The sequence below is a fragment of the Agromyces albus genome (assembly GCF_004134825.1).
Classification (GTDB): Bacteria; Actinomycetota; Actinomycetes; order Actinomycetales; family Microbacteriaceae; genus Agromyces; species Agromyces albus.
The window spans coordinates 45,372-69,816 of sequence record NZ_SDPN01000004.1 but is presented as its reverse complement, the minus strand read 5'-3'; the positions used below and the strand labels follow the sequence as shown (position 1 = coordinate 69,816).

The 24,445-nt window shown below is 66.8% G+C and carries 18 protein-coding genes; 7 read left to right on the top strand and 11 right to left on the bottom strand.

The window, feature by feature from the left end:
* Positions 1 to 5: 5 nt before the first annotated feature.
* On the bottom strand, positions 6 to 1,403 hold the full coding sequence (uxaC, locus tag ESP51_RS03530) for a glucuronate isomerase (RefSeq protein WP_129519512.1): 1,398 nt from the start codon (positions 1,401 to 1,403) through the stop codon (positions 6 to 8).
* A 108-nt stretch (positions 1,404 to 1,511) separates the two neighbouring features.
* Here uxaC and ESP51_RS03525 point away from each other — a divergent pair, with 108 nt between their 5' ends.
* Positions 1,512 to 2,558: a LacI family DNA-binding transcriptional regulator gene (locus tag ESP51_RS03525; protein ID WP_164990386.1), complete on the top strand. Its 1,047-nt coding sequence runs from the start codon at positions 1,512 to 1,514 to the stop codon at positions 2,556 to 2,558.
* Between the two features lie 94 nt (positions 2,559 to 2,652).
* Here ESP51_RS03525 and ESP51_RS03520 read toward each other — a convergent pair whose 3' ends face one another.
* Complete coding sequence (locus ESP51_RS03520; RefSeq protein WP_129519510.1) at positions 2,653 to 3,489, bottom strand: oxidoreductase; 837 nt, start codon at positions 3,487 to 3,489, stop codon at positions 2,653 to 2,655.
* Between the two features lie 126 nt (positions 3,490 to 3,615).
* Between ESP51_RS03520 and ESP51_RS03515 the strand changes: the two genes are divergently transcribed.
* A complete protein-coding gene (locus tag ESP51_RS03515; RefSeq protein WP_206737187.1) occupies positions 3,616 to 4,182 on the top strand; it encodes a TetR/AcrR family transcriptional regulator in 567 nt (188 codons plus the stop codon).
* A gap of 198 nt (positions 4,183 to 4,380) precedes the next feature.
* Here ESP51_RS03515 and ESP51_RS03510 read toward each other — a convergent pair whose 3' ends face one another.
* From ESP51_RS03510 to ESP51_RS03470, 9 genes are all read right to left on the bottom strand, one after another.
* Entirely contained in the window at positions 4,381 to 5,202 is an 822-nt protein-coding gene (locus ESP51_RS03510; protein WP_129519508.1) for an ATP-binding cassette domain-containing protein, read from the bottom strand.
* Entirely contained in the window at positions 5,199 to 6,986 is a 1,788-nt protein-coding gene (locus ESP51_RS03505) for a dipeptide/oligopeptide/nickel ABC transporter permease/ATP-binding protein (RefSeq protein ID WP_129519507.1), read from the bottom strand. Before ESP51_RS03505 ends, ESP51_RS03510 begins: the two co-directional genes overlap by 4 nt.
* A gap of 29 nt (positions 6,987 to 7,015) precedes the next feature.
* Entirely contained in the window at positions 7,016 to 7,957 is a 942-nt protein-coding gene (locus ESP51_RS03500) for an ABC transporter permease (protein WP_129519506.1), read from the bottom strand.
* 58 nt (positions 7,958 to 8,015) lie between these two features.
* Positions 8,016 to 9,578, bottom strand: coding sequence for an ABC transporter substrate-binding protein (locus tag ESP51_RS03495; protein WP_164990385.1), 1,563 nt, complete (start codon positions 9,576 to 9,578; stop codon positions 8,016 to 8,018).
* A gap of 251 nt (positions 9,579 to 9,829) precedes the next feature.
* Positions 9,830 to 11,386: an ABC transporter substrate-binding protein gene (locus ESP51_RS03490; RefSeq protein WP_129519504.1), complete on the bottom strand. Its 1,557-nt coding sequence runs from the start codon at positions 11,384 to 11,386 to the stop codon at positions 9,830 to 9,832.
* Between the two features lie 85 nt (positions 11,387 to 11,471).
* The gene (gene uidA, locus ESP51_RS03485; RefSeq protein ID WP_129519503.1) at positions 11,472 to 13,271 is read right to left on the bottom strand and encodes a beta-glucuronidase; all 1,800 of its coding nucleotides are present in this window, start codon (positions 13,269 to 13,271) and stop codon (positions 11,472 to 11,474) included.
* 197 nt (positions 13,272 to 13,468) lie between these two features.
* Entirely contained in the window at positions 13,469 to 14,302 is an 834-nt protein-coding gene (locus tag ESP51_RS03480; RefSeq protein WP_129519502.1) for a hypothetical protein, read from the bottom strand.
* 1,118 nt (positions 14,303 to 15,420) lie between these two features.
* Positions 15,421 to 18,246, bottom strand: a complete 2,826-nt coding sequence (locus tag ESP51_RS03475) for an FAD-binding and (Fe-S)-binding domain-containing protein (RefSeq protein ID WP_129519501.1) — start codon at positions 18,244 to 18,246, stop codon at positions 15,421 to 15,423.
* Positions 18,233 to 19,945, bottom strand: coding sequence for an IlvD/Edd family dehydratase (locus ESP51_RS03470; protein ID WP_129519500.1), 1,713 nt, complete (start codon positions 19,943 to 19,945; stop codon positions 18,233 to 18,235). The genes ESP51_RS03475 and ESP51_RS03470 overlap by 14 nt, the downstream gene beginning before the upstream one ends.
* A gap of 83 nt (positions 19,946 to 20,028) precedes the next feature.
* Here ESP51_RS03470 and ESP51_RS03465 point away from each other — a divergent pair, with 83 nt between their 5' ends.
* From ESP51_RS03465 to ESP51_RS03445, 5 genes are read left to right on the top strand one after another with little or no spacing between them, the layout of a single operon-like run.
* Positions 20,029 to 20,817, top strand: a complete 789-nt coding sequence (locus tag ESP51_RS03465) for an IclR family transcriptional regulator (protein ID WP_129519499.1) — start codon at positions 20,029 to 20,031, stop codon at positions 20,815 to 20,817.
* Positions 20,814 to 21,725, top strand: coding sequence for an SMP-30/gluconolactonase/LRE family protein (locus ESP51_RS03460; protein ID WP_129519498.1), 912 nt, complete (start codon positions 20,814 to 20,816; stop codon positions 21,723 to 21,725). The genes ESP51_RS03465 and ESP51_RS03460 overlap by 4 nt, the downstream gene beginning before the upstream one ends.
* On the top strand, positions 21,722 to 22,582 hold the full coding sequence (locus ESP51_RS03455) for a fumarylacetoacetate hydrolase family protein (RefSeq protein WP_129519497.1): 861 nt from the start codon (positions 21,722 to 21,724) through the stop codon (positions 22,580 to 22,582). The genes ESP51_RS03460 and ESP51_RS03455 overlap by 4 nt, the downstream gene beginning before the upstream one ends.
* Entirely contained in the window at positions 22,579 to 23,619 is a 1,041-nt protein-coding gene (locus ESP51_RS03450; RefSeq protein WP_129519496.1) for a zinc-dependent alcohol dehydrogenase, read from the top strand. Before ESP51_RS03455 ends, ESP51_RS03450 begins: the two co-directional genes overlap by 4 nt.
* Positions 23,616 to 24,290, top strand: a complete 675-nt coding sequence (locus ESP51_RS03445) for an SDR family NAD(P)-dependent oxidoreductase (protein WP_129519495.1) — start codon at positions 23,616 to 23,618, stop codon at positions 24,288 to 24,290. Before ESP51_RS03450 ends, ESP51_RS03445 begins: the two co-directional genes overlap by 4 nt.
* Positions 24,291 to 24,445: the final 155 nt, after the last annotated feature.

Genomic DNA, 24,445 nt, shown 5'->3' with positions numbered 1-24,445 from the left:
CTCGCTCACAGCTTGAACACCCGCTTCGGGAGCGGCCCGACGAGGACGTCGATGATCTGCTCGGCGGATGCCGCGCTCACCCGCCCCTCGACGACGAGCCGGGCGAGGAACGCCGCATCGGCGCGGCGCGCAGTGTCGTGGCGTGCCGGGATCGAGAGGAAGGCGCGCGTATCGTCGATGAATCCCGACCCGCGGAAGAAGCCGGCGGTCTCCGTCACCGCCGAGCGGAACCGGGAGATCGCGTCGGGCGCGTCGAGGAACCACCAGGGCGCACCGATGAACACGCTCGGGTAGAAGCCCGCCAGCGGGGCGATCTCGCGCGAGTGGGTCGTCTCGTCCACGCTGAACAGCACCAGGTGGAAGTCGCGCTCGAGCCCGAATCGTTCGAGCAGCGGGCGCAGGCCACGCACGAAGTCCGTCGGCACCGGCAGGTCGTGCCCGGAGTCGGGGCCGAACCGTTCGTAGGTGGCGGTGTTGTGGTTCCGGAGCACACCGGCGTGGATGGTCATGACGAGGCCGTCGTCGACGCTCATGCGTGCCATCTGCAGGAGCATGTGGCCGCGGAAGGCGCGGCGGTCATCCGCGTCGCCCTCACCGGCGGCGATCACCTGGAACAGCCGCTGGGCTTCCGCGGAGCCGAGGTCGAGGGTGTACGCCTCCTCGACGCCGTGGTCGGCCGAGACCGCGCCGTGGCGGATGAAATGCTCCCGCCGCGATTCCAGTGCCGCGAGATACCCCTCGAACGTACCCGGCTGGCCGGTCGCGGCGAGCAGGCGCTCGAGGTGCCCTGCGAAGCCGGCTGCGTCGGGATCCAGGTAGCGGTCGGGGCGGAAGGTCGGAATCACCCGTCCTCGCAGATCGCTCTGTCGCAGGAGTTCGTGGTCGTGCAGGTCGTCGAGCGGGTCATCCGTCGTCGCGAGGACCTCGATGCCGAAACTGCGGAAGAGGGCGCGCGGACGGAAGGCCGGCGTGGTGAGCTTCGCCGCGATCTCGTCGTAGATCCGGTCGGCGCTCGCGGGATGCATCGGCTCGTCGAGCTGCAGGACCTGCGAGAGCTCTTCCTCGAGCCAGTAGCCCGACGCGGTGCCCGCGAACAGGTGCCAGTGTTCGGCGAGCGCCATCCAGACTCGTCGAGGATCGGCTGCCTCTCCTCCCACACCGAGCGAGGCGAGGTCGACTCCCGCGGCGTGCAGCAGCCGGGTGACGTAGTGGTCGTGGCTGACCAGGAGCGATGCCGGGTCGGCGAACGGGGTGTCGTTCGCCAGCCAGTCGACCGGCACATGCCCGTGCGGCGAGATGATCGGGGCCGCGGCGACGCGTTCGTAGAGTGCGCGAGCAACGTCGCGGGTGCGCGGGTCGGCCGGAAGAAGCCGATCCGGGTCACGGTGGTGCTGGGATGACATGGTGTCCATTCCAGCGGTCGGCGGCGAATTTGTCAATCGGTTGCCATGGTGGTCTGCCCGCCCATGTGCCACGATGGTCAGGCGAGAGCATCTACCCCGAGGAGACGAGTGGACGAGCAGACAGCGTCGACCGAGCGTGGGAATGGCAACCGGAAACCACCTGCCACGATCTACGACATCGCCCGCTTGACCGGGGTGAGCGCCTCCACCGTGTCGAGAGCGCTCAACAAGCCCGGCAGGATCAATGTGCGCACCGAGCGGCGCATTCGCGACGCCGCCGAGAGCCTCGGATACCGCATCAACCCGATGGCCAGGGCGCTGCCCACCGGGCGCACGGGCACCCTCGCGCTCCTCGTCTCCGACATCACCAATCCGGTGTACTTCGACCTCGTGCGCGGAGCAGAGCGCGTCGCCTCGGCCACCGACCACACGCTGGTCTTCGCCGAGTCACAGGAGTCGGCCGAGATCGAGCTCTCGACCGCCGAACGTCTTCAGCCCGCGGTCGACGGCGTGCTCCTCGTCGCCTCGAGATTGAGCGACGAGCAGATCTTCGAGCTCTCCGCGACGAAGCCGCTCGTGCTCGCGAACCGACGCGTGGGCGAGATCCCCGCGGTCGTCCCCGACGTCACGCCCGGCATCATCGAGGCACTCGACCACCTGAAGCAGCTCGGCCACCGGTCCATCGGGTACCTCGCCGGCCCCGAGGCATCCTGGATGAACCGAGCCCGTTGGGATGCGCTCTTCGAGAACGCCGTCGGTCGTGGCCTGTCGATCGTGGAGATCACTGCCGCGGCACCGACGGTCGATGGCGGAGCGAGCGCGCTTCGCCGGGTCGTCGCTTCGGGCGTCACGGCCGTCATCACCTACAACGACCTCATGGGGCTGGGCCTTATGCGCGCGTGCCGGGCGGAGGGCATCGGCGTGCCCGAGCGGCTCAGCATCATCGGATTCGACGACATCTTCGGCTCAGATCTCACGACTCCGGCGCTCACGACGATCCGGAGCCCGCTGGCCGCGATCGGGGAGGCAGCGATGCGCCGGCTCCTCGCAGAGGTCCGCGACGACCTCGACGCCGATGCCGAGCCGCCACTTCCGACCGAGTTCGTGCTGCGCGAGTCGACCGGCGCTCCGACAGCGGGGTCGCCCGAGGCCTGAGTGCACCCGGCACGGTGTGCGACTGGGGAAGACCCTCGTCTCGGTTGCCGGCGGAGTGTTCATCGATCCAGATCCCGTGATGGGCGGTGCGTGGTCAGCTGGCTCCGGCGGCGCGAAGGATCATTGCGTCATATGCCCGGTCGGGGAGGATGCTGCGGGTGAAGATGAGGGGCTTGGCGCCGAACCCGACGGCATAGCGCGTCTTGGGGCGGCGTGCGGTGGCGGCTTTGACGAGGGTTCTGGCCACGACCTCCGGGGGCGACGTCGTGGCGGTGTTCTCAGCCCGGGCTGCCTTCGCCACCTTCGCGGCCTTGTCTGCGTACGGGCCTTTGCCGGACGTTTCGATGAGGTTGTCGGCGGCGATGCCGTTGAATTCGGTGCGGATCGCGCCGGGTTCGATGATGACGACGTTGATGCCGAAAGGTTTCGTTTCCAGGCGGAGGACGTCGCTGAAGGATTCGAACGCGAACTTGGTGGCGTGGTACCAGGCGCCGAACGGGGTGTAGATCTTTCCGCCCATGGAGGTGATGTTGATGATGGTGCCGCTTTTGTGGGATCGCATCGACGGGAGCACGAGCTGGACTAGACGAGCGGCGCCGAACACATTCACCTCGAACTGGCGGCGCGCTTCCTCTAGAGGAACGTCCTCTACGGCGCCGTAGGACCCGTAGCCGGCGTTGTTGACGAGAACGTCGATCCGACCAGTTTCGGTAAGGATCTGGCGGACACCGTCGCTGGTCGATTCGTCGTCGGTGATGTCCATGGCGATGGTCTTGATACCGCGAGCGCGGAGGTCGTTCATGCGGTCGGTGCGTCGGGCGACGCCGTAGACCAGGAACCCGGCTTCGTGCAGCTGGATGGCGAATGCGTGGCCCATTCCCGAGGAAGCCCCGGTGACGAGTGCGACCTTCTTGGTGGTGGTAGTGGTCATGGTCTGATCCTTCGGTTATATTGAACAGTAGTTCGACTTATATCTTGAACCATTGTTCAAGTAATTGCAAGCGGGCCGATCAGCCATGACAGGATTAACTCCGTGACTCAGCCACCAGGAAAGCCGTTGCGCGCTGACGCACGGCGCAATCGCGGGAAGATCCTGGAGGCTGCCCGAGCGCAGATCACCCTCCACGGTCCCGACGTCGGCATGGATGAGATCGCTGCTGCTGCGGGCGTTGCTGTCGGCACCCTTTACAGTCACTTCCCCACGAAGGTGCATCTCGTCGCGTCGGTTGTGAGCGAGTTCCTCGCGCAGATGGCGGATCGTAGCGAGACCGCAGCGGCGGCCGTGCGCGATGGCAGTCCCGCATACACCGAGCTCACCGCGCTCCTACGGGACATCGTCATCGCAACCGCGACCAACCAAGCCGCGAAAGCCGCCGCAGCCGCTCTCGACGCCGACGAGGGCGATGCATCAGACCTGCAACGAGGCCGCGCCGCCCTGCAGTCGATCATCGATCAAGCCCGCGTAGACCGCGCCGTCCGCTCCGACCTGTCAATCGAGGACTTCTATCTCCTCGTCAGCAACATCCCCGCCGGCCAACCCACCGACACCCTTGACCGATGGATCGATCTCTTCCTTCACGGAATCGCGGCCCGAAGAGCCGACACGACTTCCACGCCCGTTTAGTCAATGCAACTCGGGACGGATTCGAACGAATCGCACGGCGTGGCGGAACGAGTGCCCTGAGAGGGCGACGTCGGCTGACACCTCGATCACGAACGGCTCCACGAGCGTGAGCCGCACGGGGTCACGGCCTGCGAAGCGCCCCCGTCGTCGATGACGGCGGGAGCACTTCGTCGGATACGCCGCCGAGGTCGGCGAGGATCACGCAGCCGCGAGCCTGCGGCGTTCCTCCCGCCGCTCGCGCTGGAGGATGGGATCCGCGACGGGCGCCGCGAGGAGCAGTCGCTGACTGTAGGAATGCTCGGGCGCCGAAGTGACCTGCGCGGCCTGTCCCGTCTCGACGAGGTCACCCCGGTACAGCACCGCGACGCGATGGCTGATGTGGCGTACGACCGACAGATCGTGCGAGACGAACAGATACGCGACCCCCGTTGATCGCTGGATGTCGATGAACAGGTCGAGCACGCGCTCCTGCGTCGAGAGGTCGAGGGCGCTCACCGGCTCATCGCAGACGATCAGCTTCGGCTCCGGAGCGAGCGCGCGCGCGATGGCCACGCGCTGGCGCTGTCCGCCGGAGAACTCGCGGGGAAGGCGCTCTGCGGCATCCGCGGGCAGTCCCACCTGATCGAGCAGCGTCCGAACCCGGGCGCGAGCGTCTTTCGCCGTCGCCCCCTGCACCACGAGCGGCTCGGCGAGGATGTCGCCGACCGTGAGTGATGGGTTCAGCGACGTGTACGGATCCTGGAAGACCACCTGGATGTCCTTGGCGAGGCGTCGGCGGTCGCGGGCGCTCAGGTGCGTGATCGTCTCACCGCCGAACGTGATCTCGCCGCCCGAAGGCTTGACGAGTCCGAGCACGGCGCGACCGATCGTCGTCTTGCCCGATCCGGACTCCCCCACGAGCCCCAGCGTCTCACCGTGACTGACGTCGAGGGAGACGCCGTGCAGCACCTCCACGCGTTTGGCCCTCCAGCCGCGGCCGGGAAAGCTGACGCGCAGGTCGGCGACTTCGAGCAGGCTCATTGCAGAACTCCTTCCGCCAGTGCGGCCGCCGGCGGGTCGGCTCGCACTGCGCTCTCGTCGAGGATCGCGCCGAGCAGCATCCTCGTGTATTCATCCTGTGGATTCTGGAAGATCTCGATCGCCGGGCCTTCCTCGACCACGGCACCGTTCTGCATGACGACGATGCGGTCGCAGATGTCGGCGACCACCCCGAAGTTGTGGGTGACCAGGAGCATCGCCATGTCGAGTTCGGACTGCAGGTCGCGGAGGAGATCGAGGATCTCGGCCTGCACGGTCACGTCGAGCGCCGTCGTCGGCTCATCCGCGATGAGCAGCCGCGGCCGACTCGCGACGGCACCGGCGATGAGCACGCGCTGCGCCATGCCGCCGGAGATCTGATGCGGATAGGAGTCGAACGTGCGATGCGGGTCATTGATGCCGCAGCGCTCGAGGAGGGCGAGCACGCGCTCCTTCGCCTCCTTCTTGGACACGCCCAGCGCCGAGCGCACGCCCTCGACGAGCTGCGAACCCACCCGGTACGACGGGTCGAGATTCGACATCGGCTCCTGCGGGATGTAGGCGATCTCCTTCCCGCGCAGCGGTCGCATGCGCGCGTCGGTGAGCCCGACGAGCTCCTTGCCGTCGAAGAGGATCGAGCCGCGCGTGATGATCGCCTCCGCCGGGAGCACCCCGAGCGTCGCGAACGCGGTCTGCGTCTTGCCCGACCCCGACTCGCCGACCACGCCGACCACCTCGCCGCGCGCGACGGAGAGTGACACGCCGCGAACGACCTCGCGAGGCTGACCACTGGGGCCGCGGTAGGCGATGCCGAGGTCGGTGACCTCCAGCAGCGCCGAAGCATCCCGCGCCTTCACGTCATTGCCTGGCGCCACCTTCTGGCCGATGCCCACCTTGACGGGCGTGGGCTTCGAACCTTCGAGCGTGTCGCGCAGCGCGTTCCCGAGCAGCACGAGCGAGGCCGTGATGACGCCGAGCAGGAGGCTGGGCCACAGGAACTGGGTGGGCGCGATGTACAGGTTGCGGAAGCCCGACGCGATCATGGCGCCGAAGCTCGGGATCTCCAGGGAGCCGACGCCGAGGAACGCGAGGCCGGATTGCACGGCGATCGCGGATCCGGCCATGAAGGCCGCAGCGATGATGATGGGGCCGCGGACCACGAAGAGCACGTGACGACGGAGAATGCGGAGATTGCCGAGCCCCGACACGCGCGCGGCATCCACGAAGAGCTCGTTCTTCACCCCGACGACGAGGTTCCGCACGATCCGGTAGATGCCGGGCGAAAGCAGCACCCCGAAGATCAGCATCGTGAACCGGTAGTCGCCGCCGGTGACCGGCATCAGGATGATGAGCAGGAGGATGCCGGGGAAGGTCATGACGAGATTGAAGATCCACTCGGTCGACGCTCGCGTGACCGCCCCGAAGTAGCCTCCGATGAGTCCCGCGATGACGCCGACCACGAGCGCCACGCCCGCGCCGATGATCGCGGAGATCGCCGCGGTGTTGATCGAGTGCAGCAGCCTCGTCCAGATGTCACGACCGGTTTCGTCGGCGCCCAGCAGGTAGCCGGGGGTACCGACCGGCGCGTTGACCATCGAGAGGTCGGCGTCGTTCGGCCCATGTTGCGTGAGGAACGGCGTGAGGATCCCGAGGAGGAAGATGATGACCAGGATGCCGGCGGTGACGACGGCCTGCGGGTCTTTCAGGAGCCGCTTCCAGATCGGGATGCGAGAAGTGGCCGCGGCATCCTCGATGGCGAGGATGTGCTCGGTACTCGGCGCCGTCATCGCCTCCATGATGGGTCCCCGTTCGTTGCTCAATGGACTCTCGCTTTCGGATTGAGCCAGCCGTTGGCCAGGTCGGTCAGGAGATTGACGCCAGTGACGAGGAGCACCCCGAATGCGGTGATGCCCATGATCACGGGGATGTCGCCCTGCAGCGACGCGTTGAAGGCGAAGCTGCCGTAGCCGGGCAGGGCGAAGACGTTCTCGATGATGAGCGCGCCGCCGAACATGCCGATGAACTCGAGCGACATGACCGTCAACGCCGGGCTCGCTGCGTTGCGCAGGGCGTGCCGGAGGACGATGGACGTCGTCGACGTTCCTCGCGTGCGCAGTGTGCGGACGTAGTCGCGGCGGAGCTCGTCGATCATGCGGCCGCGCACCTGTGCAGCCATGTTGGCGACGCCGCCGATCACCAGGACGATGACCGGAATGGTGATGCTGCGGGCCCACGCGGCTGGATCCTCGCCCGGCGGCGTGTATCCCGTGGCGGGAAGCCATTTGAGCTGCACCGCGAAGATCACCACCAGCCCGATCGCGAGGAGCAGCCCCGGGACGATGTAGCCGACGAGCGAGATGCCCTGCGCCAGTCGATCGACGGCACCCCCGCGAGACGCCGACCAGACCCCGAGGATCGTCGAGAGGATCACGGTCAGGATGAGAGCCGGAATGATCACCGAGAGCGTGACCGCCAGGCGTTGCAGCACGGTCGGGCCGACCGGCAGCGAGGTGTACACGGAAACGCCGAAGTTCCCCTGGGCGGCGTTGACCAGCCAGTCGACGTACTGCACGAAGACGGGCCTGTCCCACCCGCGCTCGGCGATGAGGGCCTCGGTCACCTCGGGAGTGGCCGAGGGGCCGAGGATCGTGCGCGCGACGTCCTCGAACGACGTGCTGAGCAGCAGGAAGGTGATGAACGTCACCAGGAGGGCGAGCACCAGGCCCGCGCCGAGACGACGGATGATGTAAACGGGCATCGTTGGCTCCGGAGGTTCGGGGTGGGGGTGCGCCTCCCGGCACACCCCCACCGGGCGGCTACTCGGTGACGGCGAACAGGCGGATCGTCGAGAGGGTGTTCGCCTTCCCCGCGTAGGTGATCCCATCGCCGGTCGCCCAGTTGGCTCCCATGTAGACGATCGGCGCGACGAACGCCTCGTCGACGACGTACTCGTTGAGCTCCTGGTAGGCGGGCAGCGCGGCCTCGAAGTCGACGGTCGAGTCGATCTCGCCGAAGAGCTTGTCGAGCGTCGGGTCGGTGTAGGCCCGAGGGTTGCCGAACCCTGCCGGGCCGATCGTCGTCGCGAGGTCTGCCGAGTCGGAGTTGAACCCGAGGATCTGGTAGTACAGGCCGTACTCGCCCGAGCGAGCCGCGGACTGCGCCTGCTGCGGCGGCACCGCCACCCATTCGAGCGTGAGTCCGATATCCGAGAACGCCTGCGTCAGGACCGGCTCGATCGTCGTGCTGAGGAACGTGCTCGGAATCTTGAAGGTCTCGCCCGCGTAGCCGGCCTCTTCCACGAGCTCCTTGCCGGCCTCGGGGTCGTATTCGTAGGTTTCGTTGAGCGACTCGTCGTAGATCGCGCCGTAGGGGCTCACCAGCTGGGTCGTCACGAGCCCCATGTCGCTGAAGAGGCCCTTGAGCACGCCCTCTCGATCGATGGCGAGGTTGATCGCCTGGCGAACGCGCTTGTCTCCGAGCGCGGGCCAGGTCTCGCCCCCGCGGTCGAGAATGTTGAGGTAGGCGACGGCGACGGCCTCGTTCGGGGTGATCGTGAACTGATCGGGGTTGAGCTGCGCGACGAGCTGCGACTGCACGGTCGCAGCGTTGATCTCGCCGGCCTGCAGCGCGTTGAAGGACGCAGTCGGGTCTTGGAGCACCTTCACCGTCAGGGTCTTGAACGGCACGTTCTCGGCATCCCAGTAGTCATCGCGCTTCGTGAGCACGTAGCTGCTGCCGGGTACGGTCTTCGCGACGTCGAGCGTGAACGGACCCGATCCGACGGGATCGGTCGCGGTGCGCTCCTCGTCCATCGTTGCCGGGTCGCCGATGGCGCCGGGCCCCTGAGCGAGGTTGTCGAGGAACTGCGGGTCGAAGTGCGAGAACGTGATGACGACAGTGAGGTCATCAGTCGCGACGACGTCTTCCACCGCGGCGAGGCGGCTCTGCACGCTGCCCGGAGTGGCCTTCGAACGCAGCAGCGTCGCCGCCACGGCGTCTGCGGTGACGGGGTCGCCCGAACTGAACGTCATCCCCTCGCGAAGCGTGAGGGTCAGCTCGGTGCCTTCCTCGTTGTACTCCCAGGCCTCAGCGGCACCGGGCTCGAGCTCGCCGGTCTCGGGACTCTTCCGCAGGAGGGTGTCGAGGATCGACGACCACACGAACATCTGCTGCCCGTCGACCACCTGGGCGGGATCGAGCGAGTTCGGTGCGGACACCGCCGCGACAGCCAGATCCTTCTCCTCGATCGGCGCGGCCGAGTCGGTCGCAGCAGGAGACGGTGAGCCGGCGCAGCCGGTGATCGCCAGGGCCGCGGCGAGGGCGGCCGCGGGGAGGACGGCCAGCCGGCGGGCCCGGCGATCCGTACGGAAAGTCGACATGTGTTCATACTCCTTTGAATGAAAACCGAATCTGCGCAACCGCTTGACAACCTGTGCCGAACGGTCGGACTCGCCGGGTCTAGCGGCCAGTAAACCACCATCCATCCGGTTTGACAACCGATTGCCACAATTCGGTTTCGTCGTTATCGAAGTGTGACGGATGCTCCGCGGCATCCGCTCGCCCTGCGGCGATACCGGCGATGAGCGGGCGCCCGATCCCCGACCGGGCGCCCGCTCATCGGTCGATTGCCCTAGTCCGAAGGAGGCGCGAACATGCGGACGGTCTTCGGCACGTTGATGTCGGTGGCGAGCTCGATTCCGTCTGCCGTGGCCCACAGCGCTCCGATCGACGCGATGGGAGCGTTGAGGGCATTCTCGACGGTGTATGCGGTCGCCTTCTTGTAGAGGTCCGCCTGCGCGTCCAGATCGCGCTCATTGGCGATGTCGCTCAGCAGTTGATCGAATTCGGGCGTCTGCCAATGGAATGGGTTGAGGAAGCCGGAGGGTGAGAAGTAGTTGGCCATCTCTCGTCCGGCGAGGTTCGTTCCCTCGAACCACACGACTGCGCCGTACTCCGCGGACGTGAGCGAGCTCGCAATGTTCTGCGGCGGGACCGGATCCCACTCCACGGTGATGCCGATGTCGGCGAGCGACTGGGTGACCGCCGGCTCGAAGGTCGTCGAGACGACCGTGCTCGGCATCTTCAGCGTGAAGCCGTCTGCGTACCCTGCCTCGGCGAGCAGCTCGCGCGCAGCTTCCGGGTCGTAGTCGTAGGTGCCCTCGAGAGCGGCGTCGTACGCGGCGCCATTGATGTTGAAGGACTGCTCGGTCGGCTGCGCGACCCCTCCGAGGAGCGACGAGACGTAGAGCTCGCGATCGAACGCCAGGTTGATGGCCTTCCGAACGCGCTCATCTGCTAGGGCGGGAACGATCGTGCCTTCGCGATCGGCGAGCAGCAGCAACATGGTGCCCGCCGATTTCACCTCGGTGACGGTGAGGCCGGCGCCTTCAGCCTGCTCCCGCTGTGGTGCTTGGACTGCCGCGGCGGTCACCTCTCCCGTCTGCAACGCGTTGAAGATCGCCGTCGAGTCCTGGATGACCTTGACGGTCACCGTCTCGAACGGGTACTCCTCGGCGTTCCAGTAGTCGTCTCGACGCTCGAGCACGTAGCTCGTTCCGTCGGCCGTGGTGTCCGACAACGTGTACGGCCCGGAGCCCACCGGGCGCAGCGCCGCGGCGGGATCGTCGAACGTGGCGGCATCCGCGACGACGCCCGTTGCCTGCGCCAGGTAGTTGACCAGCGACGGGTCGGGCTGCGTGAGCTTCAGCGCAACCGTCTTGTCGTCGGGTGCCGTGATCGACTCCACATTGGCGAGCTTCGGCTGCTGCGGACCGGGGGTCACGCGCGTGCGCTCGAGGTTCGCGGCCGCCATCTCCGCCGTGATCGTGTCGCCCGTGCTGAGCGACAGGCCGTCGCGAAGCGTCAGCGTCAGGGTCAGCAGATCCTCGGAGTATTCCCAAGCCTCGGCGGCGTTGGGCTGGATGGTGCCGTCATTGTCGACCTTGAGCAGTGTGTCGAAGAGCGACGACCAGACGAATGTTCCGGCCCCCTCGTCGAGCTGCGCCGGATCGAGGGAAGGCGGCGCGGCTTGGATTGCGAGGGTGAGCGTGGCAGCCTCACCCTCGCCGCCGGACTCCGCTGCAGGCGAGCAGGCTGCGGTGGACAGGATGAGCGCGAGGGCCGCCAGGGCTCCGACAGCTCTTCCTCGCCCGTCGCGTGATCTCTTGAGCCGTGATCTCTTGAGCATGGTCTGACTCCTTCGTCGATGGACACTGGGCACTGCTGATCGAAAACCAGTGAAGCACTCGGTTTTCAGGTTGTCAACCGATTGCCTAAATGTCACTCGGTATTGGGGTGCGCTCGTCGAGCGCCGCAACCATCGCCATCCAACGTGCCCGAAGTGCCCGCGCCACCGACTTGGGCCGACGATTCCTCGTGAACACGCCCTTCTTGTTGCCGTCCACACGGAAGACCCCGCTCGTGGTCTGGAAGTCGGCGAAGTTCCAGATCTGCTCGCCGACCACGGCATCCACTCGATCGAAGACTCGGTGGTACATCTCGAGGAAGTCGATCTGGTATTCCTCGCTCCAGGGGCCCGGGTGCGCGCTGTGCAGGCCCGCGAGGGTGTCGACGCCGTACTCGGTCATGACGATCGGCTTGTCATGCGTCGCCGCCCACCCGCGCAACTCTTCCTCGAGAGCGCCCTCGGCAGCCGCGAGGTCGCCGGTGTGCTCGTACCAGCCGAAGTACCGATTGAGGCAGACGACATCGAACAGGTCCACGATGCGGTCGTTGTCGAACCGGGCAGCGCCTTGATTGGCGAAGGTAACGGGGCGCGTCGGGTCGAGCGTGCGGGTGAGTTCCACGAGCGGCTCGAAGTACTCCCGCGCGCCCTCCTCCGAAGAGGCGGGTTCGTTGGCGATGCACCACATCACGACGGAGGGGTGATTCTTGTCTCGCTGGATGAGCTCGCGGATGCTCTCCGCGTGAGCCGCGCGGGTGGCATCGCTCATGGCTTCGGGTGAGAAGGTCCGCTGCGTGGCGCCGCCGACCAAGCCGGCTGCGATGTTGATGTTCAGGCCGACCGCCGCCGTCTCGTCGATCACCACGATGCCGCGCCGGTCGGCGTACTCGAGCCATTCCTCGGCGTACGGGTAGTGGGAGGTTCTGAACGAGTTGGCCCCGATCCATCCCATTAGTTCGAAGTCGTGCACGAGGAGCGTGTCATCGTGGCCTTTGCCCCGGATGTCGCTGTCCTCGTGCTTCCCGAATCCGGTGAAGTAGAAGGGCTTGTCGTTGATGAGGAACTGCTGCCCTCGGACAGCCACGGTGCGGATGCCGACGGGCAGGGTGTATTCGTCGCCGCCTTCGCCGAGCCGAACCACCAGGTCGTACAGATACGCGTTGCCGGGTTCCCAGAGCTTCGGATCCGGAACGCTCAGCGACCCGCTGGTGCCGTGGCCGGATGTAACCAGCCGACCATCCTCGTCTCTCAGTTCGACCGCGGGCTCCGAACCGGCGCTGGTGTCGACCTCATAGTGAACCGCGCCGAGCCCGTCGACGACGTCAGTCCTGACGGTGATGTCGCGAATGTGGTCCACCGGTGTCGTGTAGAGCCGGACACTCCGCGCGAGACCGGCGTAGTTGAAGAAGTCATGACGGATGAGCTGCTGGTCGCGACCGTCCTTGCCGGTCACCAGCACGCCGGGAGGAATCGTCTCGCTGGTGAGTCGATTGTCGATTGCGATCGTCACCCGAGCCACCTCGCCTGGCATGACATGCTCCGTGATGTCCACCTCGAACGGCGTGAACCCGCCGTGGTGCTGAACCACGAGCTCATCGCCGACATACGCCGTGCCGCTGTGGGTTGCAGAGTCGAATCGCAGGACGATCCGCTGCCCGCCCCACGTGGCGGGCACGTGAACGTCCCGCTGATACCAGACCACGCCCACGTGCGAGCGGATCTCGGGGGCGAGGAAGATGTCGTTGTAGCTGGCGGGCACGGGGACCAGCCGATCGATCGGCAGCCGCGTCGCCCACGGGCGCTCTCCGACCTCACCGTCGAGCGCGAATCGCCAGAGCCCGTCGAGGGGTCGGATGTCGCGAGTCCGAGTCGTGCGAGGAGTCAGCATGATCAGGTTCCATTCACTAGTGCACCTTTGACGTGCCAAGTGAAGCATGTGGAATCCGACTTGACAACCGATTGCCGAATTGTCGTCGCCGTTCACACTGCGATGGGCCGGCAGATGCGCTCTGTCGGCCCTTCGCTCATGCGGGACTCGGAGAAAACCGGGTCCGGGATGTCAGTCGGCGTTGAAGCCGAACGCCATCACTGCGTGCCACGCGACCTGATACGACCCGCGAACACTTCGTCGAGTTCGAGCGGTGTCGTATTCGCGACCGGCCCGAGCTTGTCGAATTCGGGTCGGAACTCCTCGATGAGTTCGTTGGCGGAGACGGCGGTGAGTTCGTCGGGGCCGATCCCTTCCAGGTAGACGCGGACGATGTCGAGTTCCGATTCGAACATGGTGTCTGCGCCGTCGTTGTCACGTACTCGCTGAAGCAACCCGAGGTGATAGGGCGTGAGTATGTGCGTGCGACGTCCGGTGACCGTCGATTGCGCCCAGATCCCGCCGTCGACGACAGGGATGATGGAGAACATGGGGTACTCCTTCTTCTTCTTTCGGAAGCGGCCGACGGCGGCCGCTGCCGCGGTCGGGTCGGGTCGGCCGCCGGCATAGTTCGTCGCCCAGCCGAGATACGTGGCTCGTGGGGACTTCGCGGTCGTGTAGTGGTCGACCGAGGCGAACCCGATTGCGTCGCCGAGGTCTTCCGTCACCGAGGCATTGGCCATGAAGAGCTTGGCGGCGCCGCGCGTCATGCCGACGCCGACGTGGCCGTTGTCGATGCCTGCGATGTCCCAGAAATGGAATGCGAGCGCGGGCGCGTCCGCTGCGTTCGAGTTGAGCTGCCCCGAATTGTCGGCGGCGCGGCGGGCGCTGCTGATGTCGGCGGTCGGAAACGGCGACCATCCGAATTCGTGGTTGATGTACCTGAAGACCAGTGACCCGCACTTCTGGTCCCAGGTCTCCCTCACCCCGCCGTCACTGACGAATCGGGGAAACGCGCTCGCGTACGATCGCGCATGCTCTTCCGGAGTCATGTCGACACCCTTCACGTGCAGTGCCCGCGACGGGTCGACGACCCCGGACACCCGGAGCGTAGAGCGCGGCTGCCGTTCCCCGCCATACCCCGAAGGAGGGGCACGAATGGCCCGGAAACTTTCGCAGAAAGCCGGGCCTGTTGTAGCGAGGGCGGGACTCGAACCCGCGACACCACGAAGACGCCGGGGGCCGTTCTCGAGTCTTTCTCCTCGAACCCGAAATCTCGGATGGTCTCGGACTGGCCCGGGATTCCTTGAGAGAACGGATGTTGCGGAAGCGACTCTACTAGGGAGAGCTGGGAACGTCTGGGGTGGATTCGGATCGATATTCGTTGAATAAGCGTGTGCGCATCAAGTACTGCCCCTCCCCTTTCATGTCCCGGGACTTCGGTGACAGTCCTGCCGCAGGACGTCGGTGACAGTTGATGTCTCAGGACATCGGTGACGGTGGGAGGGCGTTGGGACGTCGGCCCAACAACAGAACACGCGTAAGCCAAGGACGCCATGCCGGGAGTGAGGTCTTCGCCGCGCCACTAGATGGAGCGACGGTAGCCCGCTACCACCGTTCCGCGCAGACTTCCGCGATCACGAGCGAACCGGACGTCGTCGCGGCCGCCATCGCAATCGCTGCGACCACTCCCCGCCTGCATGTTCGCTACCGGGTCGGTCGCGGCGCGGGAACTGCCGTCGCCCTGAGCCGGCTGCCGGATCGCTGGTTCGACGCGATGACCCGATGTCAGTTCGGACTCTCCTGAACTGGTCCACCTGGCCGCTCTGTCGCCGGCAAGGTGGGGACCGGTCGTCGAACACGGCCCTTATCGATTGGCGTCGCGAGGCGAACACCACGAGTGCAATGACGGCAGCAGCGGCCCAGGCACACAGGACGATCCAGGCAGACGGCGAATTGGCCGCGTTGGGCAAGTACGCGACGTTACGCAGGAGCGTCGACAGCGCACCTGGCGGCAGCGACTGTCCGATCCCGCCCCACGTCTCGGGGAGGTACACGACCGGCATAGTCGCGGTCGATAACGGGACGCCCCGGGCGATCTCGGACGATCTCGGACGATATTGTTGAATAGACGTGCGCGGATCAAGTCGCGCCACAAAGGGCCTATCGCTTAGTCGCGCGTCACCTGGTTGAGCAGCTGCAGCACGTGCTGGTACGGCGTCGAGGTGGCCCTCGTCATCCCGAGTTCGCACGTGCGGTTGAGGGAAGCGTGAGCAACGGATGCCGCAGCGCCCGCCTCAGCTGCCTCTCCGGCGGTGGCCGACGCGGTCAACTCCGGGTGCAGCATGCCTCGGTCGCCGGCGAATGCGCAGCAGCTCCACTCGTCCGGAACGACGACCTCCTCAGCAATGGCGGCCGCGACCCGCGAGAGCGCCCCGTTGATTCCGAGGCGCGTGGACGAACACGTCGGATGCAGCGTGAGCGAAGCCACTTTGTCGCCCGCTGGCAGCAGCGGAAGCACGTGCTCGTCGACGAAAGCCACTGCGTCGATCACCCGGATGCCGAGGGCACCGGCCGACTCCAGCAGCACCTCCAACCCTTCGGTGCAGGAGGATGCGTCGCAGACGACGGGAAGGATTCCTTCGCGTGTCGCCCGTCGGAGCGACGCGGTCACGCGTTCCTTCATCTCGGTGTAGCCGACCGTGAGCCCCTTCGACTTCCACGGGGTTCCGCAACAGAGCGACGGCAGGTCGTCGGGCGTCACGAGGTCGACGCCGACACGGTTGCAGAGCTGCACGAATGACTCCGCGACCCCGTGGTAGTCCCCAGCCGCGCCGAACATCGCTGTCGTGCAGCTCGAGAAGTACACGGCTGCGGGAGAATCCGAGGTCAGCCGCGGACGACGGCGCCCACCCTTCGGAAGGTCGGCAGTGTACCGAGGAACGACTTCCTTGCCGACGACGGCGCGCGCGACATCCGTGGCCAGTCGGGGAAGAGCCGCGGGTACGCGGTCAGTGATCGTCAGTGCGACGCCGGCGACGTTGGTGACAGCATCCCAGTGCCTCGCGGCGACGCTCCACGTCGACTCCTGCACGCTGTTCTGATTCTCCGCTCGGAGGCGACGGACGAGGTCGCCCGTGTTGATGAGCACCGGGCAGGCCGTTTGGCACATCCCGTCGACGGCGCAGGTCTGCACGCCGTCGTAGTCGTACTCGGTTCGGAGCTGGCGCAGCAGCGCTGTGTCCCCGGCCCCTTCAGCCCGGGCCATCTCGCGACGCAGGACGATGCGTTCCCGAGGTGTGAGGGTCAAGTCCTTGCTCGGGCAGACGGGTTCGCAGTACCCGCATTCGACGCAGCGATCGACCTCGCCTTCGACGGTGGCGGTGGTCTTCAGATCCCGGATGTGCGCGTGCGGGTCGTCCGAGACGAGCACGCCCGGGTTCAGCACGCCGTCGGGATCGATGAGGCGTTTCACCGCCCGTGTGATCTCGTACAGTTCGTCGCCGATCTGGCGGCGAACGAACGGCGCCATGATTCTGCCGGTCCCGTGTTCAGCCTTGAGGGTGCCGCCCTGGGCGAGCACGAGGTCGACCATGTCCTCCGTGAACGCCTCGTAGCGGATAAGACAGGCCGGGTCGTCGAAGCGTTCGTTCAGGAGGAAGTGGATGTTGCCGTCTTTGGCGTGCCCGAAGATCACGCTGTCCTCGTAGCCGTGGAGTTCGAACAGCCGGGTCAGGTCGATACAGGTCTGGTAGAGCCGGTCGACCGGCACGGCGATGTCCTCGAGGAGTGCGCTGGTTCCGGAGGGCCGGCTGCCAGCCACGGCCGTGAACAGGCCCTTCCTGATGTGCCAGAGTTGGGCTCGTGTCGTCGGGTCGGTTGACAGCGCCGATGGATAGGCGAGCGGGAGGGTGCGCAGCACTTCGACGGATTGGGCGACTCGGAGTTCGAGCGCTTCGGCCGACTCCTCCTGGTATTCGACGAGCAGCGCGGCGTGATCGATGACCTGCAGGGAGAGCAGCGCGTCGGTGGCTTCGGGGTCGCGTTGGGCCACCCGGAGGCTGGTCGCGTCGAGCAGTTCGATCGTCGCGAACCCGGATGCCACGAGCGCTGGGATGGACAGCGTCGCGGCCGCCAGGTCGGGAAATACGAGCAGGCCCGTGGCCAGGTGAGTCTTGAGCGGGATCGTGCGGAACGTCGCCTCGGCGACGAACGCGAGCGTGCCCTCGCTTCCGACGACGAGGTGCTCAAGGATGTCCACCGGGCGGTCGTGGTCGAGAAACGAGTTGAGTGTGTAGCCCATGGTGTTCTTGATCGCGTAGAGCTGTTCGAGCCGTGCCACGGAGTCCTCATTCGTACGGACGCGGTCGCGCAGGGCTTCGAGACCGGCGTGAATCGCGGGCTCGGCTAGCCGGAGTAGGTCATCGGCATCGGGAAGAGAAGTGTCGACGATGGTGCCGCTGGGCAGCACGAGGAGTGTGGATTCGAGGGTTCGGTAGGTGTTGTGTTCGGTGCCGCAGGCCATGCCGCTGGAGTTGTTCGCGACCACGCCGCCGATCGTGCAGGCGATCTCGCTCGCCGGATCAGGCCCGAGCTTCCGCTTGTGCCGGAGCAGACGGGTGTTGACCGCGCGCACGGTGGCGCCAGGGCCGGTGCGCAAACGCTGGCCGTGGTCGAGCACGGTGATCTGGCGAAAGTTGCGGCGAGTGTCGATGAGGATGCCGGCTGATCCTGCCTGTCCGCTGAGGCTCGTGCCGCCGGATCGGAAGGTCGCCGGAATGCCGAGCCGGCGGCTCTCCGCCAGTACGGCGGCGACCTCTTCAACGGAGCTCGGCACGACGATCGCCCGGGGAGTGAACTGGTAGTGGGAGGCGTCGTGGGCGGCCGCGAGCCTGTCAGTCGCCCGTGCTTTGACGAGCACACCTGTCGAGCCCAGCGCCTCGAGGAGTTCCGCACCCGCGTCCTCGAGTGTCGTGGGGGCGTCAGTGTGACTCACGGCTGACCTTCGAACCGCTCGAGCCGACGAGGAAGTCGAGGTCGGCGCCGGTGTCGGCTTGCATGACGTGGTCGACGTAGAGGCGTTCCCAGCCGCGGCGGGGGTTGGCGAACCCTTTCACGGTCGCCTCGTTCACGCCGCGGGCTTCCATCTCATCGGCAGGGACCTCGACGTCGAGGCGACGGTTGCGTACGTCGAGGTTGATCCAGTCGCCCGTGTGCACGCGCGCGAGAGGGCCTCCGGCGGCCGCCTCGGGCGTGACGTGCAGGATGACGGTGCCGTAGGCGGTACCCGACATCCGACCGTCGCAGATGCGTACCATGTCGCGCACGCCCTGCTCGAGGAGCTTTTTCGGCAGCGGCATGTTCGAGACTTCGGGCATGCCCGGGTATCCCATCGGACCGCAGCCGCGGAGGATCATCACCGAGTTCTCATCGATGTCGAGCTCGGGGTCGTCGATGCGGGCATGGAAGTCCTCGATGCTGTCGAACACGACCGCTTGGCCGCGGTGTTTGAGCAGGTGCGGGGATGCCGCGGCGGGCTTGATGATCGCGCCGCCGGGCGCCAGCGAACCGCGCAGCACGGAGATTCCGGCTGCCGGTAGTAGGGGCTGTTCGCGCGGGGTGATAACGTCGGCGTCCCAGATCTTGGCGTCGTCGAGATAGTCCACGAGCGGCTTCCCTGTGATGGTCAGAGCGTCGGGGTCGAGCAGATCCCGCACCTCCCGCAGGACAGCGTGGAACCCGCCTGCCCGGTACAGGTCGTCCATCAGGTATCGCCCGGCGGGTTGCAGGTTGACCAGGAGCGGCACCTCTGCGCCAATGCGATCGAAATCGTCGACGGTCAGGTTGATGCCGAGCCGGCCCGCGATCGCGAGGAGATGCACGACGGCGTTGGTCGAACCTCCGATCGCTGCCAGTGCAACGATCGCGTTGTGGAACGACGCCCGGGTGAGGACGGTGCTCGGGCGACGGTCTTGGGCGACGAGTTGCACGGCGAGCCTGCCGGTCTCCTGCGCTCCTTCGAGGAGCCGGCTGTCGGGTGCCGGTGTACCCGCCAGCCCCGGGAGCACGGTGCCGAGCGCCTCTGCGACGAGGGCCATGGTCGACGCCGTACCCATGGTGTTGCAGTGCCCGCGACTGCGGATCATGGCGGACTCCGACCGGAGGAACAGCTGCTCGCTCAACTCGCCGGCCCGCACCTCCTCGCTGAGCCGCCAGACATCGGTGCCGCAACCGAGCGCTTCACCGCGGAAGTGACCGGTGATCATCGGGCCACCGGGTACCACGACGGCGGGAATGTCCACGGACGCAGCCGCCATGAGCAGAGCCGGGATGGTCTTGTCGCATCCGCCGAGCAGGACCACGCCGTCGATCGGGTTGGCCCGGAGCATCTCTTCCGTCGCCATCGCCGCCATGTTCCGCCACAGCATCGCCGTGGGGCGCACCTGGGTCTCGCCGAGTGAGACGACCGGAAGTTCGAGTGGAATTCCGCCGGCTTCGTAGATGCCGTTCTTCACCGACTGCGCGACCTCATCGAGGTGACTGTTGCAGGGCGTCAAGTCGGAGGCGGTGTTCGCGATGGCGATTTGCGGGCGGTGGTGAAAGTCGCCCGGCAGACCACGGCGCATCCATGCGCGATGGATATAGGCGTTTCTGTCATCGCCCGAGTACCACTCGGAGCTCCGCAGAGACTTCATAGTTTTCCAACTTTCGGAATGTTGGTCTAATTGATGAAACTATGGTTAGCATAGGCGATCGGAAGGCAGGACCAATGACAGGCATGACGGAGATCGAAGGGGCCGGAGATCGGCTCGTGGGTTCCGACCGTGTGCTCTCGGTGCTCATGGAACTCGCCTCCCATCCGGCTGGGGCGAGCCTCGACGAGATGGTCCGGTTCACTGGAAATCCGAAGTCGACGGTGCACCGAGCTCTCGCATCGCTTCGGCGTGCGGGCCTCGCCTCGCAGGACGGTCGCGGGCACTACATTCTCGGCGATGAGTTTCTCCGGCTGGCTTTCGCCCACCACGAGGCGCGGCCCGAGCATGTCCGCGTCCGACCTCTCCTCGAGCGTCTCGCAGCACGATTCGGCGAGACCGCGCACTTCGCGGTCATGGATGGCACCGAGGTCGTCTACCGCGCCAAAGTCGAACCGTCGGTCGGCGCTGTGCGGCTGACCTCGACGATCGGTGGGCGCAACCCCGTTCACAGCACGGGTGTCGGCAAGGCGCTCCTCGCTGCCCGTGTGCGCACGGAACGCGATGTCGTCTCCTGGATCGGGGACCGCGTGCTCGAAGCCCGGACGCCGAACACCGCAGTGACGGCCACCGACCTGCACCTGCGCCTCGACGAGGCGCGCCGCAACGGCTTCGCAGTCGATGACCAGGAGAACGAGATGGGTATCAACTGCGTCGCGTTCCCGGTCTATCTCTCGTCACCGACGGAGCCGTCGGGCGCGGTGAGTGTCAGCGCGTTGGCCTATCGCACGCCGCTCCCTGCCCTTTTGGAATCGGTCGATGAGATCCGCACAATCATCGCCGAGACGACCGGAATCCGAGAGAGGACCGCATGAACCAGGGCAGCATACGCGTCGCACACCCGCAGGTACACGAGCTCGCCGAGGGCCCGTTCTGGGATCCGATCCGGGAACGTCTGCTGTGGGTGAACATCCGGCGCGGCCGTGTGTACTCGGCCGACCTCAGCCCTGACGGACTTCTCGAGATCCGTGACGAACTCGATCTCGACGAGACCGTCGGCGCGATCGCCGTATCTGCCTCGGGTGCCTGGTTGATCGCCGGAGCTGAGCGGTTGTACGTCCGCGATGAGGCAGGAGAGCTGCATCCGGGGCCGCGGCTGATCTCAAGCGCCGGCTCGCGAAGGCTCAACGACGGCAAGCCTGATCCGCTCGGCCGGTATTTGGTCGGCTCACTTAGCCTCGCCGGGCCCTCGAACCAGGAGCAGCTCGTCCAGGTCGGCCTCGACCGATCGATCGAGGTGATCGACGACGACCTCACACTCTCGAATGGCCTCGCCTGGTCGCGCGATGGGTCGCGCCTCTACTCGGTCGACACCGAACGCCGGCGCGTACTGGTTCGTGCCTACGATGTCGCCAGCGGCCGGGTGGGCCCGCGCTCGGTGCATCTCTCGTTCGACGACGGATACCCCGACGGCTTATGCATCGATGCCGAGGAGCACCTCTGGATCGCGATGTGGGGCCTCGGTCGCATCGATCGGTACTCGCCTTCTGGCGAGCTGGTCGCCTCCATCGAGGTTCCGGCGCCGCACACGTCGAGCGTCGCCTTCGCCGGAGTCGACCTCGACGTGCTGGTGATCACGACGGCCACCCAAGACCTCGACGATGAGCAGCTCGAACTGTTCCCGCACTCAGGGCGGGTCTTCACCGTCCGGCCCGGCGTGCGTGGGCTCCCCCAACCGCTGTGGGCCGGGTTCTCCGGCCCCGACACCAGTGAGGTTCCATGAAACTCCTCCGCATCGGTGCCTTCGGCGCTGAGAGGCCCGCCGCGCTACTCGCCGACGGTCGCTATGTCGACTTGTCCGACGTCGTCGACGATTTCGATGAGCGCTTCTTCGGCGGCGGCGGGCTCGAGCGGATCCGCCCCGTCGTCGCGTCGCGTGCGGCATCCGGCCAGTCGCTCGAACTCGGCGGCCAGCGCATCGGGGCGCCGATCGCACGGCCGCACCAGATCCTCTGCATCGGGCTCAACTACAGCGACCACGCCGCCGAGACCGGGCAGGCCGTGCCCGACGAACCGATCCTCTTCACCAAGTCCCCCAACACGCTCATCGGGCCGAACGACGACGTGCGCATCCCCCGCGGCTCGACGAAGCCCGACTGGGAGGTCGAACTCGGCATTGTCATCGGCTCTCGCACGAGCTACCTGGACTCCGTCGAGCAGGCCCGCGACGCCATCGCAGGCTTCGTCGTGGTCAACGATGTGAGCGAGCGCGCATTCCAGTTGGAACGCAACGGTCAGTGGGCGAAGGGCAAGTCGGCGGAGACGTTCAACCCGGCCGGCCCGTGGCTGGTCACTCCCGACGAGATCGATGATGTGCTCGACCTCGGCATGTGGCTGGACGTCAACGGGGTGCGCCGCCAGACGGGCTCGACGTCGACGATGATCTTCGATCCGTACTTCATCGTCCACTACCTCAGCCAGTTCCTCGTGCTCGAGTCGGGCGACCTCATCAACACGGGCACGCCGCCGGGAGTGGGCATGGGCTTCCGGCCACCGATCTGGCTCCATCCAGGTGATGTGATGGAGCTCGGCATCGACGGACTCGGCTCCCAACGGCAGAACGTGCTCGCGCCCCGATGAAGGCCTTCGTCATCACCGGCCCAGGCGAGGCATCCGTGCAGGATGTCGCAGCGCCGAGCGCCGGCCCGGGCGACGTCGTCGTCGACGTGCAGCGCGCGGGGGTCTGCGGAACCGACATCGAGCTCTATACGGGCGAGATGCAATACCTCGCCGATGGCCACACGACGTACCCCATCCGCATCGGCCACGAGTGGATGGGCACCGTGTCCGCCGTCGGCGAGGGGGTCGATCGGCGCTGGCTCGGCCGCCGCGTCACGGGCGACACGATGCTCGGCTGCGGCGTCTGCCGCCGCTGCCGGGGCGGCTACCAGCACGTGTGCGAGTTCCGCGGCGAGCTCGGCGTTCGTGACGGCCGGCCGGGTGCGCTGGCGGAACAGGTGGCTGTCCCGGCCACCTCCCTCCGTGAGCTTCCCGACGAGGTCGACGACGCGCTCGGCGCTCTCGTCGAACCCGGCGGCAACGCGCTCCGGTCCGTTCAGGCGGCCGCTCTGGCTGCGGGCGATCGGGCGCTCATCCTGGGGCCTGGAACGATCGGGCTGCTCGCGGCGATGTTCGCGCGAGCGGCGGGTGCGGAGGTGCACCTCCTCGGGCGCAGCGAGCGCTCCCTCGAGTTCGCCCGATCACTCGGTTTCGAGGGCGTCTGGACGGAGGACGCCCTGCCCGAGCTGCCTTGGGACGCGGTGATCGACGCGTCGAACGCCCCGCACCTGCCCGCGAAGGCGCTCGACCTTGTCCAGCCGGGCCGGCGGGTCGTCTACGTGGGCCTGGCGGGGAGTACCAGCCTGATCGACACGCGGACGATGGCCCTGAAGGATGTCACGGCCGTCGGGATCCTGAGCGCCTCTCCCGGACTCAGTGGCACCATCGACGCCTACGCGCGCGGCGATGTGGACCCACGTCCGCTCATCGCAGCCACCGTGGGCTTGAGCGAACTCGCCCCGATCCTGGCGGGCGAGCGCCCGCGGGGCGCCGGCCCCGGACCCAAGATCCACGTCGGCATCGCCGCCGACGCCAGTAGCAAGGAGAGCAACACATGAAGACTGCCGTCATCACGGGAGGAGCCCGGGGCCTCGGAGCCGCCACCGCCGAGCGCCTGCGCCAGGATGGAGTGCGCGTCGTGACGCTGGACCTGGCGGGCGACGTCGATTATCAGTTGGACGTAACAGATGATGGCGCACTCGAGTCGGTCGCGGCGGAGATCGGTACGGTCGACATCCTGATCAACTCGGCGGGCATCGTCGGACCCGGCGTGCCGCTGGTTGAGACCCGTGCGGAGGACTGGCGCAAGGTGCTCGAGGTCAACGTGCTCGGGACGGTCGCGACCATGCGCGCCTTCGTCCCCGGAATGGTCGAGCGCGGCTGGGGACGGGTGGTCAACTTCGCCAGCATGGCCGGAAAGGACGGCAACCCCAACCTCGCCATCTATTCGGCCTCCAAGGCCGCCGTGATCGCCCTCACGAAGGCAGCAGGCAAGGAGCTCGCAACCACCGGAGTGCTGGTCAACGCGATCGCCCCCGCTGTCATCTCGACGCCCATGAACGCGGAGACCGCCCCGGAGGCGCTCGCTCACATCACCAACCTGATCCCGATGAAGCGGATCGGGCAGCCAGAGGAGGTCGCGGAGCTGGTGGCCTGGCTCGCCTCGGAAAAAGTGAGCTTCTCCACGGGCGCGGTATACGACATCAGCGGCGGCCGGGCGACCTACTGACAGAGAGGGTCAGCCGGCCACCGCTCCCCGAGTCCTCAGGATGACTGCTCGGATCGCCGGTACCTCGGCGATGATGCGATGGACCGCCGTCCGGAATGCCAATCCGCCGAGGCTGATCGCTCCGATCGGCGGCAGGCCGACATCCCGGCTCTGCG

Excerpts from the sequence above, each read along its gene's own strand:
- ESP51_RS03505 (WP_129519507.1), bottom strand. The coding sequence starts at position 6,986 with ATGACGGCGCCGAGTACCGAGCACATCCTCGCCATCGAGGATGCCGCG.
- ESP51_RS03510 (WP_129519508.1), bottom strand. The coding sequence starts at position 5,202 with ATGAGCCTGCTCGAAGTCGCCGACCTGCGCGTCAGCTTTCCCGGCCGC.
- ESP51_RS03470 (WP_129519500.1), bottom strand. The coding sequence starts at position 19,945 with ATGAAGTCTCTGCGGAGCTCCGAGTGGTACTCGGGCGATGACAGAAAC.
- ESP51_RS03500 (WP_129519506.1), bottom strand. The coding sequence starts at position 7,957 with ATGCCCGTTTACATCATCCGTCGTCTCGGCGCGGGCCTGGTGCTCGCC.
- ESP51_RS03490 (WP_129519504.1), bottom strand. The coding sequence starts at position 11,386 with ATGCTCAAGAGATCACGGCTCAAGAGATCACGCGACGGGCGAGGAAGA.
- ESP51_RS03460 (WP_129519498.1), top strand. The coding sequence starts at position 20,814 with ATGAACCAGGGCAGCATACGCGTCGCACACCCGCAGGTACACGAGCTC.
- ESP51_RS03465 (WP_129519499.1), top strand. The coding sequence starts at position 20,029 with ATGACGGAGATCGAAGGGGCCGGAGATCGGCTCGTGGGTTCCGACCGT.
- ESP51_RS03445 (WP_129519495.1), top strand. The coding sequence starts at position 23,616 with ATGAAGACTGCCGTCATCACGGGAGGAGCCCGGGGCCTCGGAGCCGCC.
- ESP51_RS03480 (WP_129519502.1), bottom strand. The coding sequence starts at position 14,302 with ATGACTCCGGAAGAGCATGCGCGATCGTACGCGAGCGCGTTTCCCCGA.
- ESP51_RS03520 (WP_129519510.1), bottom strand. The coding sequence starts at position 3,489 with ATGACCACTACCACCACCAAGAAGGTCGCACTCGTCACCGGGGCTTCC.
- uxaC (WP_129519512.1), bottom strand. The coding sequence starts at position 1,403 with ATGTCATCCCAGCACCACCGTGACCCGGATCGGCTTCTTCCGGCCGAC.
- ESP51_RS03450 (WP_129519496.1), top strand. The coding sequence starts at position 22,579 with ATGAAGGCCTTCGTCATCACCGGCCCAGGCGAGGCATCCGTGCAGGAT.
- ESP51_RS03455 (WP_129519497.1), top strand. The coding sequence starts at position 21,722 with ATGAAACTCCTCCGCATCGGTGCCTTCGGCGCTGAGAGGCCCGCCGCG.
- ESP51_RS03495 (WP_164990385.1), bottom strand. The coding sequence starts at position 9,578 with ATGTCGACTTTCCGTACGGATCGCCGGGCCCGCCGGCTGGCCGTCCTC.
- uidA (WP_129519503.1), bottom strand. The coding sequence starts at position 13,271 with ATGCTGACTCCTCGCACGACTCGGACTCGCGACATCCGACCCCTCGAC.